General features: G+C 64.0%; 12 protein-coding genes. 6 read left to right on the top strand and 6 right to left on the bottom strand.

The genetic code is table 11. From position 1 onward, the window contains the following. Positions 1–191 precede the first annotated feature (191 nt). On the top strand, positions 192–482 hold the full coding sequence (locus tag RIL96_RS12810; protein ID WP_138170502.1) for a hypothetical protein: 291 nt from the start codon (positions 192–194) through the stop codon (positions 480–482). A gap of 145 nt (positions 483–627) precedes the next feature. Here the strand turns inward: RIL96_RS12810 and RIL96_RS12815 are convergent, their stop codons facing one another. Continuing rightward, complete coding sequence (locus tag RIL96_RS12815; RefSeq protein WP_138170503.1) at positions 628–1353, bottom strand: TIGR02391 family protein; 726 nt, start codon at positions 1351–1353, stop codon at positions 628–630. A 500-nt stretch (positions 1354–1853) separates the two neighbouring features. On the opposite strand from RIL96_RS12815, the gene RIL96_RS12820 reads away from it, so the two are divergent. The 3 genes from RIL96_RS12820 to RIL96_RS12830 all read left to right on the top strand — a co-directional run bounded on the left by RIL96_RS12820 (position 1854) and on the right by RIL96_RS12830 (position 5429). Beyond that, positions 1854–2441, top strand: a complete 588-nt coding sequence (locus RIL96_RS12820; RefSeq protein WP_310549417.1) for a hypothetical protein — start codon at positions 1854–1856, stop codon at positions 2439–2441. Positions 2442–2607: 166 nt separating this feature from the next. Then, the gene (locus RIL96_RS12825) at positions 2608–4011 is read left to right on the top strand and encodes a hypothetical protein (RefSeq protein ID WP_310549418.1); all 1404 of its coding nucleotides are present in this window, start codon (positions 2608–2610) and stop codon (positions 4009–4011) included. Positions 4012–4040: 29 nt separating this feature from the next. Beyond that, positions 4041–5429 carry an MFS transporter gene (locus RIL96_RS12830; RefSeq protein WP_310549419.1) on the top strand — a complete coding sequence of 463 codons (1389 nt, stop codon included), beginning with the start codon at positions 4041–4043 and terminating at the stop codon, positions 5427–5429. Between the two features lie 294 nt (positions 5430–5723). Here RIL96_RS12830 and RIL96_RS12835 read toward each other — a convergent pair whose 3' ends face one another. Further along, positions 5724–7409 (bottom strand): sodium:solute symporter family protein, encoded by a 1686-nt coding sequence (locus tag RIL96_RS12835; protein WP_310549420.1) that lies wholly within the window; start codon positions 7407–7409, stop codon positions 5724–5726. Continuing rightward, positions 7409–7750 carry a DUF4212 domain-containing protein gene (locus RIL96_RS12840; protein WP_310549421.1) on the bottom strand — a complete coding sequence of 114 codons (342 nt, stop codon included), beginning with the start codon at positions 7748–7750 and terminating at the stop codon, positions 7409–7411. Before RIL96_RS12840 ends, RIL96_RS12835 begins: the two co-directional genes overlap by 1 nt. Before the next feature lie 288 nt (positions 7751–8038). Here RIL96_RS12840 and RIL96_RS12845 point away from each other — a divergent pair, with 288 nt between their 5' ends. Both RIL96_RS12845 and RIL96_RS12850 read left to right on the top strand, forming a co-directional pair. Further along, on the top strand, positions 8039–8581 hold the full coding sequence (locus tag RIL96_RS12845) for a hypothetical protein (protein ID WP_310549422.1): 543 nt from the start codon (positions 8039–8041) through the stop codon (positions 8579–8581). A 64-nt stretch (positions 8582–8645) separates the two neighbouring features. Continuing rightward, complete coding sequence (locus RIL96_RS12850; RefSeq protein WP_310549423.1) at positions 8646–9047, top strand: hypothetical protein; 402 nt, start codon at positions 8646–8648, stop codon at positions 9045–9047. A gap of 106 nt (positions 9048–9153) precedes the next feature. Here the strand turns inward: RIL96_RS12850 and RIL96_RS12855 are convergent, their stop codons facing one another. The 3 genes from RIL96_RS12855 to RIL96_RS12865 form a co-directional block, all read right to left on the bottom strand. Further along, positions 9154–10110 (bottom strand): hypothetical protein, encoded by a 957-nt coding sequence (locus RIL96_RS12855; RefSeq protein WP_310549424.1) that lies wholly within the window; start codon positions 10108–10110, stop codon positions 9154–9156. Positions 10111–10227: 117 nt separating this feature from the next. Then, positions 10228–10779: a hypothetical protein gene (locus RIL96_RS12860; RefSeq protein ID WP_310549425.1), complete on the bottom strand. Its 552-nt coding sequence runs from the start codon at positions 10777–10779 to the stop codon at positions 10228–10230. 120 nt (positions 10780–10899) lie between these two features. Then, positions 10900–11232, bottom strand: a complete 333-nt coding sequence (locus RIL96_RS12865) for a hypothetical protein (RefSeq protein WP_310549426.1) — start codon at positions 11230–11232, stop codon at positions 10900–10902. Between the last annotated feature and the right edge of the window lie 401 nt (positions 11233–11633).

Genomic DNA, 11633 nt, shown 5'->3' on the forward strand with positions numbered 1-11633 from the left:
ACGACGACCGCGCCCGCGACCGTCTAACCACGGAACGAAACCCAGGGCGCTTCAAAAGAAGGGCCTTCCAGTGACACGACCGTCATTAACTTCGACGAGTGGAAACAGCGTCGCACGGGCTAACTGAACCCAGGTTGGTTCAGGGCCTCATCGCCGTTCTACACCAATCGTGATAGTGGGAGAATCAGCACATGGACCTCGACAATGCAAAGTGCATCCGATGCAGCAGAGTGGTGAGCGTCGAAAGCGATGAGTTTGACGAGGGTGAGGCTACGATAGACGGCTCATATATCTGTAGGCACTGCACCACGCGAGCTGAAGAACAAGCTGCTGTCGAAGATGCATGGCGTCTCAATAATGCCCTTGCTGACGCAGGACTACTAGGTGCTGAGGTGGACACTGAGACCATGGGTGAGCAGGAGTACGAGATGCGTGAGGATCTCACGCAGTTGTTCTACGAGGCTGACACTGACGCTCAATAGGCGCCTCACCTCGTCGTCAGCTGATGGCCGCCGATTTGATGGCGCGGGCACCGCACACCTGAGGCGCTAGGAAAACAGTAGGGCCCGGTCAGCCTGAAGATCTGAGCTAGAAGTAGCTACGAAACAGTTGCTGCTGGCTACAGGATCACCTGCTCAGCCGGGACTCGGCGATGTCCAGGCGGCGATGGAGGAGGCTGGCCAGCGCGAGCGTCTCCAGCGCCTCATTCGGGTCGTCGCCGTGGGCAAGCTCGTGTGCCTTCGGATTTCGGATCCCTACCATAGCGCCCCGGAACAGGTGGAAGAAACCATCGCGCTCGTCCTCGCCACTGCGCCCTTCCTCGACTCCCACATCGAGTTTGAACCCCTGGGGCTTGAACGCCTCCTGCATGAGTGGCGCTCCCGACAGCTCCAAACCGGTTAGTCGTCGCACCCGGACTTCGACCGACTTCATAGCCTCAGTGATAGCTGAGTCATACTGACCGTCCGCGAATAGCGTGCTTGCTGAGGAGATGACCTCCGAATGCAGTAGTTCAAGATTTAGTCGCCGCACCGGAGCCTGGCGCACAGGCTGGGCCTGGCCCCATTTTACCTTTGCGTAACCGTTGGAGCGGCCGAATGATGCTTTCATGCTGGCGGGCATCGGGTTCTGCTCGATTTCAGCCGCGACCTTGAGTATCGTCCCGCCCCTGGGGTCTGGCATCTCGACGTGGTCACCTTCATAGAGAGGGTCCTCGAGAGCGAAGTAGGCCTCATTCGAGTTCAGCAGTTGGGCCTCAGTCTCCACTCGCTCTTCGTCAGCGGTTCCATAGTTCTTAACGATCGTCACAAGAGTCATGCCTTGACGGCGTATCAGGGGCGGAAGAGGTGTCATAGATCAAGCCTATAGGGCGTCGCGGGACACGGCTTGGGCCGAACTGCGCATCCGGCAGAGAGCGGTGAGCTTGCCAACCTTGCGCAAAGCCTAGCTGATTACTGCTGTGGGCGATTAGCGCTCGGAAAAATGGCCACCAAAATGGCCACCAGACGGCCATTGGGCACTCACTAAGCAAGCTGTCGATGGCCTGGGATCGCTGATATGGCGGGGATCTAGTGACTCACTGCCAGGCTGGCCTATCGCCTTCGCAAGCGGATTAAAAGTCCGATGCTCTACCAACTGAGCTAAAGGCCCGGTGGCCCGTCGAAACAGGCCGCCCTCCATGGTAGACCACACACGCCCCGCACCCCCTATCGAGAATCCCTGGGTTTGTGAGTAATCCCGTGGAACATACGGCGGGATACCTCACAAAGCCAGGGATTCTCGATAGCTGGAGAGGAGGGGAGGGAGGGGCGCAGCGCTGCGGGACTATCATGGGGGCAAGCGAAGGAGGAGCTGTGAACGAGACCCCGCAACACCGCCGTCCGCAGATGAAGGCTTCCGACTTCTTCGATGCCCGCGAGGGCGGGGCAGACCCCGCGTTCATCTCCCAGGCGGCTCAGGATTCCGCGCACGCACTGGTGGACCGCGGCCGGCAGTCGGATGACCCGGAGATCACCGAGCGCTTCGTCCGCCTCGCCGAGACGGAGGGGATCGAGGCCATCGCCGAGCTCTGGAAGGACTCCCCTCCGCGCTCGCTCGCCGGCAGCCTGTGGCGCATCTTCGCCATCCGCGCCGCCGTGCAGAAAGATCCCCAGCGCATGGCGGAGTATTTCCGCACCGGCCGGGGGAACTCGACGACGGCGGCTATCGCCGGTGTGCCTGAGCCGCCAGATGCTGAGGAGATGCTGCACCTGGCCGACCGGGTGCTCGCGGGGATGTACGTCGGTGAGGTTGACGTGGCCTTCGACCGCGCGGCTGCGTTCTGCCGGGTGATCGCCCGTGGGCAGTCGTTGTCCACCGGGGTAGATTCGGCGGACCTGGTCGCTGCGGCCACGAACCTCGAGGCCTCCGCCCAGGCCTATCGCGCGGGGCGCCTCGACTGAACCTCTCCACCGAGCGGGCCCCGGGCGGGTGCGCTACCATTCCTCTGAGGCTGATCGCACCTGACGAACTGTGAGCTCGTGGACCTCGGGATCGGGTCGCGATGGGGATCGGCTGTCCAGTGAGAATCGTCTCCGCACAGTAGATGCGGTGTGAGCAGGGGGTCACGTGTCAGATAACACCAGCCAGGGCGGATACGGGCAGAACCCGCAGGACCCCCACGACCCATACGGCCAGTACGGTGCTGCCCAGTACGGTGCCGGCCAGTATGGCAACAGTCAGCAGTACGGTCAGCCCGGCTATGGTCAGGGGACCTATGGCCAGCCGGAGCAGGGCGGTTACCCGCAGCAGAACTATCCCCAGCCCGGTTACGGCCAGGATGGCGCCGGGTACCAGCAGCCTGGCTATGCCGCCCCCGCTGCTCCGGGCGGGCCGAGCGGGCCCGGCGGACCAGGTGGCCCCGGCGGGCCGGGTGACCCGCAGGAGGGCGGCGGCCGGGGCAAGGGCCTGATCATCGGGGTGATCGTCGTCGCGGTGCTGCTCCTGGCGGGTGCCGTGACCGCCTTGGTGCTGCTGTTCCAGGGCGGCGAGGACTCCGAAGACGACGGAGACCAGGGCACCGAAGAGAACGGTGACGGCGGCGATGACGAGGACGGCGATGGTGGCGAGGAGGATGGCGAGAACGGCGACGACTCCGACGCCTCCACCCCGGACGCCGCCGTCGAAGGCTTCCTCAACGCCGTGGCGGATGCTGATGCTGACGCCGCGCTCGGCTACCTCCAGAACAGCCCCTCGGACACGACTCTGCTCACCGATGATGTCCTGAGCGTCTCGAAGGAGGAGGCGCCGCTGAGTGATATCGACGTCGAGGCGCCCAGCAATGCCTCTGACAACTATGCCGATGTCGATGCCACGTTCACCGTCGGAGACACCAGCGCTTCCTACACCTTCTATGTGATGAGCACCGACGGCGGCAGTACTTGGGGGGTGGACAACGGCACTGTGGACATCACGAACCTGCCCGACGTCGGTGATGCGACGTTGACGGCCAATGACGTCGAGCTCGAGAGCAGCAGTGCTACGGCGTTCGTCGGCACGTCGCTGACCTTGGGCCTGGAGAGCGAGAACTTCTCTCTCGGTGAGGACAGCACACTCGTCGTCTCGGATTCGTACGTCGACACCACGAACCTGGAGCTCTCCCTGACCGAGGACGCTGAGGAGCGGTGGCGGGAGGCCATTCAGGCTGCTGTTGAGGAGTGCTTGGACTCGAATGACCGTGAGGCCGGATGTGGCCTGGACCTGCCGGAGGATATGGACGGCATCGGCATCGTCGAGGGCAGTGTGGAGCGCTCGATCAGCTCCTCGGATGAGCAGACCCTTTCGCAGCTGACGCCACGGCTGGACTTCAGCAACCCGAACCTCGTCTCGCCGGAGTACTTCTCGATGAGTGTGGATACTCAGGTTGAGGGCAGCGACGGCAATACCTACGACGTGTGGTCTGGTAGCGGCACCAGCCTGGGTACGCCCGTGGTGGACATGAATGAGGAAGAGCTGGAAGTCGTCTGGGAGTGAGCTGGTGCACCTGATCTACACTCGGTGGCGTGACTCACCATACTTCCAGCCCATCTTCTCCTGCCCACCCGCCGAGTTCCGGTCTGCCGACCGGTGAGGAGGTGCTGCAGACCCTGCCGTGGCGGTGGGGTGCGCAGGGCCGCATCTTCCTCATCGGTGGGCTGGGGTTCATGTTCGATGCCTGGGATATTGCGCTCAACGGCATCCTGATCCCGCTGCTCAGCGCGGAGTGGGGCCTCACGGCCTCAGATGCCGCGTGGATCGGCACCTCGAACCTCATCGGCATGGCGGTCGGTGCCGTCATGTGGGGGACCATCGCCGATCGCATCGGCCGGAAGAAGGCCTTCGCCTGGACGTTGCTGATCTTCTCAGTGTTCACCGTGGCCGGGGCGATGACGAACGATCTCACCTGGTTCGTGCTCTTCCGCTTCCTCGCCGGAGTCGGTCTGGGCGGCTGTGTGCCGGTGGACTATGCGCTGGTGGGTGAGTTCACTCCGGCGAAGCACCGGGGCCGGGTGCTCACCGCCATGGACGGGTGGTGGCCGATCGGTGCCGCGCTGGCGGGTTTCGTTTCGGCCTGGTTGGTGGGCACGTGGAACGACTGGCGGCTGCCGCTGCTGGTGATGGTCCTGCCGGCGCTGCTGATCTTCTTCGTCCGGCTGTTCGTGCCGGAGTCGCCGCTGTATCTCATCAGACAAGGCCGGTTGGATGAGGCTCGCCGTGTGATCGACGGGCTGGTGGCGCGTACCGGTGCCGCCGTGCGTGAGTATCAGTTGGAGGCTTCTGAGCGTCCGGCGGGCCTGACCCTGAAGTCCATGGGTGAGCAGCTGAAGCTGGTGTGGGCCTACAGCTGGCGGATCACCACTGCCGCGTGGGTGATGTTCCTGGCGGTGATGACGGTGTACTACATCGCGCTGCAGTGGATGCCGCATTTCCTGATCGAGGCCGGCTATGAGCAGTCTCGGGCGTTCATCACCTCGGCGGGGATGGCTGCAGTGGGGCTGATCGGTGTGCTGATCTCCACGGCATTGGTGGAGCTGACCGGTCGGCGGGCGCTCTTGGCGGTCACGGCGCCGATCGCGACGGCAATGCTGGTGGGCCTGGCGTTGGTGATGGATGTGCCGGGGCTGGTGCTGACTTTGGTGCTGGCCTTCGGGCTGATCATCCAGATCAGCATCCCGGTGCTCTACACCTACGTCTCGGAGCTGTACCCGACCCATCTGCGCGGTTCAGGGTTCGGCTGGGCCTCCACGGTCTCCCGCATCGGCGCGGGTATCGGTCCGCTGCTCTTCGTGGCCTGGTTGGAGCCGACTCTGGGGTTGGCCGGCGCGTTCTCGGTGTGCCTGGTCAGTGTGGTGATCGCCGTGGTGGTGATGGTGCGGCTGGCCCCGGATACCACGCGCGAACACCTCACATAAGCTGTTCGGCGGCACCCGCCACCCCGGATTGAGGCCTTCGCCGCTTGGCAAGATGCCCCCTGTGCGGCGTGTGCCGAGGACTCAGCTATGTGGGTGCGTCGGGCTGCCATATAGCGCGAGCCCGACGCACCCACATAGCTGAATCTCGGGCACCCCCAGCATTTACGAGTTTCACACGCCGCGGGCCCGGTTCCGAGTGGTCCGGCCGTGTGGCCGTGCCGCCCGGAACCGGGCCCGCGTTCAGCTGCGAGTGGTTCAGCGATCCCCTCAGATCACTGACATCATCACGGAGGGTCAGTGGGTCTCGGCGGTCTCCTTCGCTGCTGGCAGTGACGGGTAGCGGATCTCTTCGACCATGTCCTGGACGTGCTGTGACGGTGGTGCCGTCAGCAGCGAGACCACGATGGTCACGGTGAAGTTCAGCGCCGCACCGACCGCACCGATCCCTTCGGGGCTGATGCCGAAGAGGTGCTCGTTGGCCTCGAGGCCGAACACTTCGAGGGTGTAGATCATGTACGTGGCGGTGAACACCAGACCGGTGAGCATACCGGCGGCCGCACCTGTGCCGTTGGCCCGCTTCCAGAAGATCCCGAGGATCAGGATCGGGAAGAAGGTGGAGGCCGCGAGTCCGAAGGCGAAGGCGACCACCTGGGCCACGAACGCCGGCGGGTTGATGCCGGCGACGATCGCCACCAGGATCGCCACGGCCATCGCGATGCGGCCGACCATCATCTGCTGGGCCTCGGAGGCGCCGTCAGTCTTGATGACCCGGAAGTAGAGGTCATGGGACGCGGCGGAGGAGATGACCAGCAGCAGTCCGGCGGCGGTGGAGAGCGCGGCGGCCATCGCGCCGGCGGCCATCAGGCCGATGACGGGTCCGGGCAGGCCGGCGAGCTCGGGGCTGGCCATGACGAGGATGTCGTTGTTGACCACCAGGTCCGCGCCGGAGGAGGCGTCGTTGGAGACGGAGGTGATGGTGTCCACGCCGTCGGCGACGGTCACCAGCCCGGTCTGTCCCCAGGCGTCGATCCATCCGGGCAGTTCATCGGTGCCGACTCCCTGAACACCCTGGAGCATGTTCAGCTTGGTGAACGCGCCGACTGCGGGTGCGGTGAGGTAGAGAAGGGCGATGAAGAACAGTGCCCAGAAGGCCGAGTAGCGGGCGCCGCGGACGGTCTTGGTGGTGTAGAACCGGATGATCACGTGGGGCAGTCCGGCGGTGCCGAGCATCAGTGAGGCGGTCACCAGGAAGACGTCGAGCTGTCCGCCGGCGCGTCCGGCGAAGGCTTCGGTGAATTCGTGGAGGCCGAATTCCACGCTGAGTGCGTCGAGTTCGGCGAGGATCCGCCCGTAGCTGACCTGCGGGATCGGGATGTTGGTGGTCATCTGCGCGACCGCGACCGCGGGGATCAGGTAGGCGGTGATCAGCACCACGTACTGGGCCACCTGGGTGTAGGTGATGCCCTTCATCCCGCCGAGCACGGCGTAGAAGAAGATGATCGCCGCGGAGATGATGACGCCGATGGTGATGTCCACGTTGAGGAAGCGGCTGAAGACGATGCCGCCGCCGTTCATCTGGCCGACCACGTAGACGAAGGAGACCACGATGGCGGCGACGGCGGCGATGAGCCGTACGGATTCGGCGTAGCGCTCGCCGACGAACTCGGGAACGGTGAACTTGCCCCATTTGCGCAGGTAGGGGGCGAGCAGCAGGGCCAGCAGCACGAAGCCGCCGGTCCATCCCATCAGGTAGACGGAGCCGTCGGAGCCGAGGAAGGCGATGAGCCCGGCCATGCCGATGAAGGAGGCCGCTGACATCCAGTCGGCGGCGACGGCGGCGCCGTTGGCGAGGGTGGGGACGCCTTGTGAGGCGACGTAGAACTCTTTGGTCTCTTTGACCCGGGAGCGCCAGGCGATGGTGATGTAGACGCCGAAGCTCAGCAGGATGAAGACCGTGGTCCACAGCTGTGTGCTGTCCATCAGTGGTCGCCTCCTGCGGGTGTGGTGTTGTCGGGGGTCTCGAAGACGCCGAATTCTTTGTCGAGCCGGTCCATCGAGAGTGCGTAGATGAGGATGAGCAGCACGAAGGTGATGATGGAGCCTTGCTGGGCGAACCAGAGGCCGAGCGGGAAGCCGCCGATTTCGATGGTGTTGAGCGGTTCGATGAAGACGATTCCCGCGAGGAAGGAGACGGAGAACCAGACGGCCAGCAGGGTGAGCACGAGCCGGATGTTCTTGCGCCAGTAGCGGCGGCGCCAGTCGCCGTGCTGTGTGGGGGGAGGGGCGTCTGAGTGACTGCCCTCGTGGACCCGATCAGACATCGGGGCGACTCCCTTCTTGTGGGGTGCGGGTGATGGTGCGTGGTTGGTGCAGGCGGGTGCCTGCGCACTTTCATAGACAACTGCCCTGTGAGCTGGCTCACAAGTTACTGGGGTGTTGACGGCGGTGTCGGACCTGTGGGCGGCGGGTATGGGTCTGTGAGCGGTGTGATGGGTGGTTTTCTGCCGCTCGTCGGCTTGAGCGGACCGTTCGTGGGGCTCTATGAACCGTTCGCCGGGCGCCACGGGGATCACGTTGGATGTGACGGCACTCACCTCTACTCTCGGTGTATGACCACCACGGCTCACCAGCCCGCCGCCTCTGTGAAGGCCGCCGGGCAGACCACCGCACAGCCCGCTGCTCAGTCCGCCGCCCGCGACCGCGGCATCTTCGGTGAGGTCGGCCGCCGTCTGGCGGAGGGTCGGAAGACCGGCTGGGGTGTGTTCCATGCTGGGTCTTCGTCGATGTTCATCGGTGGGCTGATGCTCATCGTGTGTTCATTTTTGCCGTGGGTCATCATTCCGATGGGGGAGGAGACCTTCTCCCTGCGCGGCACTGACGGTCCCGGCCTGGCGACGTTGGCCTTGGGCTTCCTCGCTTTCGCGGGGGCATTCATCCCGAAGCGGCGTCTGGCGATTGCGCATTCGCTGATCCCGGGGGTGCTCGTCGGCGTGCTGGTGGGCCTGCAGGTGATGCGGCTGGTCCAGTTCTCCGCGGCGACCGGCAGCTGGGGCGCGTTGCTGCCGGGTATGGGTCTGGTGCTCGCGGCGGGCGGCGCGGTGGTCCTGCTGCGCGTGGGCGTGCGCATGTGGCGGGCGACGCCGGCCGGGTGAGCGCGACTGCTCACGGTCATGGCGGCTCGGTCGGCCTGATCGCCCCGGCACCTACACTGGCATGGTGACCTCAGAGATTCCGGAGCCGGTGCTGCCCCCGGCCTCTGCCGAGATCCGGGACACTCCTGCCGAGGTGGATGCGGTCTTCCGCACGCTGCGCCGGGTGGCGGGGACGTATTTCCTGCTGTTCCTGCTGCTGGTGGCCAGTATCCCGGTGTTGGCGAACACGCTGGACTGGTGGACTGAGGCCCGGCTTTTCGGGTTCAGTCCGGATTTCCTGGTGGTGGCGGTGGGGCTGTATGCGGCGTTCACCGTGATCGGGATTCTCGCGGCGACTCTGACCAGTTCGGTGGAGTCGCGCATGCTCGGTGATGTCTCTGAGGATGATGTCCCCGCAGCGCAGTTCTTCGATGCGGAGGAACCGCCGGCCGATGTGTTCGGCGACGACGGCTCCGGGTGCCGATGATTCGACAGTTCTGTATCTGACCTATCCAGGAAGCTGCGCTTCAAGCTGAGTTCCGGGGCGCCGTTCAAGAAGCTCCCCGTCGGGAACGGTAGGCAACTGCACCGCCTTACTGCTGGGCGGCGGCATCCAGGTCGGCCTGGCTGGCGATCTCCTCGTCGCTGATGTCGTCGGGCACCTCGGCGGAATCCCAGTCGGAGTACTCGAACTCATAGGTGTCGCCACCGGCCTGGATGGTCAGGGTCACCGGCAGCGGGGCGTTTTCGTCGGCGAGGAAGACGGCCTCGTTGTCCCCTTCGGTATAGACCCAGACGTCCTCACCGTCGCGGGTGTCCTCCTCGCCTTCGGGGGCGTTGAACTCCAGCATCGCGGCGTGGGTCTCGGAGATGAAATTGGCGAAGTTCAGCTGGCCGCCCAACTCCTCGGAGTAGTCGACGTAGTCTCCGTCGACGTCTTCTGCGGTGAAGGGCACGGCGTTGCCCTGTTCCTCAGCGGCGGCGATCTCATCTTCCAGGGTCACCAGGATGGTGTTGGCCCCCTGGAAGTGGTAGGTGGTCTCGGTATCGCCGACGGATTCGGTGTAGGTGGAGTTGCCGTGGACCTCTCCGACCAGGTGCTGAGTCATGGTGTCGCCGATTTCGACGTCGGAGTAGTCTTCCTCTGCCGAGGGCGAGATCGCCCCGGCATAGGGTGCGGTGACGTGCATGTCGACGGATTCGGCGGCGTCGATGGCGTCTCCGGCCGAGGTGCTCAGCTCGTCCCACTCTGGTGGACCGGCGGCGTCGGCGGAGTCCTCCTCCGTGCCGTCATCCTCGGCGTCGTCCTCACCTTCGTCAGTGTCTTCGCTGTCCTCACTGGCTTCAGCATCCTCGTCCGAGGTGTTCTCCTCGTCTGAGGTCTCGGCCTCCTCATCGCCCTCGCTACCTTCAGCGTTCTGCTCGGCGTCCTGGTCTTCCCCGTTGGAGTCCTCGTCACCGTTGTCGCCGCAGGCGGTGAGCGCGAGCAGCGCGGCGGTGGTGATGCTCAGAATCTGCAACTTCTTCTTGGCGACGACGTCGAGTTCCATCACTGGCTCCCTGTGAGTGTCCGTATGAATGTCTGTGCTGTATGGCAACGTGCTGCTTCAGGTGATTGTCAGAGTACAGGCTATGCGGTGCGGTTGTAGAGGATTTATTTTGCGGGTTCAGCTGCGGGCTTTGCGCTGATACTCCCTGACGAGGTCGATGATCGTGCCGGGCCTCTCCATCATCTGGTGCTGGACCAGCAGCGTCGGGAACGCCGGAGGCAGACCCGCTACTCCCAGCGGGCGCCGGGATTGCCACCGGTTCGCATTCTTGTATTCCTCGTAGATCTCCGGGGCCACATGCAGCACAATCTGCCCGCCGTGGGACTCGCCGGAGTGAGTGAGCTCCACCTTCTTCAGCTGGTTCCAGGGGACTGACCACGAGCGGGTCCACATGCGCTCGGAGTTCATGTGCAGGTGCTCTGGCCATAGTGTGCCGCGCAGGGCGATGAGCATGCCGATGAAGCATATCGGCGCGGCGGGGAAGCTCACGATCCGCAGTATCGCCATCATCGGTGCGACGGTGGACGAAGAACTCTCGAACCATGAGGCCGGGATTCCGGAGGCGAAGAGGACCATCACCACCGTGATGATGACCAAGGCGACGGCCTGGAACCCCCAGCGGCCCAGGTCAACCCGGATGACCTGCGTCTCGTGCTGCTGATTCGTCAACGCGGTGCTCCCTGTTTCTCGGTGTCCTCATGTGCCTCATCCATCTCTGTTCCTCAGGCCTCGAATGAGAGGCCTCGAATACGCGACGGCCCGAATACGCACCTGAGGGGGCGGCCAAGCCTACGTTGTGTTCTTAGCCTGCCGTGCGGCCCGGCGTTCGGCGCGACGCTGGCGGTGTTGACGACGTCGTTCACGGTTGCGTTCGCGGATCCAGCGTGGGGTGATCGGTCCGGGGAGGTCGATGGCGAGGATGCCGATGAAACCCATGATGGCGAGAGGGAACGTGGGAACAATGATGAGGGCGGCCAACCATTCCGGTAAGGGGGTTCCCAGTCTTTCGAAACCTGTGACGATGGCCGCTGCCCCGAGGAAAGGGAACAGTCCGGGGAAGATGTAGCAGTATATATATTGGGTGTAGTGACGATACCAATCGACGTTATCGATGGCGCGCACCTACCAGAAGAAGAACGCGCCGAATGCTATAGCGGCAAGACCGCCGAGGATAAAGAGGATTCCCACCACCAGTGCTCTGCTCCTGTCTAGACGTCGTTCGGGCTTTGATGTGGGCGGGTATAGGGGTCTAGCAAACGGTGCTTACCCGTGTTTGCCTGTGTTTGCTGGTGTGTGACCGTTCGGGGTTATGTCGATTGGGTCTCTGACGATGCTACTGGGGGTGGCATCTTGACGGGGGAGGGGTACGACCGTGGGGGGTGAGTCTTTAGCTGCACTGGGGGCTTCTCGGCCTGGGGTTATAACTGTCGGCCGCGTTCCTGGGTGAGGCTGATGCGGAGTCTCATACGGGGGTTTCGTGTGGTTGTGGGTGCGGGTATTGTTCGTGGCCAGGCTGTTGTGGT

Source organism: Nesterenkonia aerolata, from assembly GCF_031470965.1.
GTDB classification, from domain to species: domain Bacteria; phylum Actinomycetota; class Actinomycetes; order Actinomycetales; family Micrococcaceae; genus Nesterenkonia; species Nesterenkonia aerolata.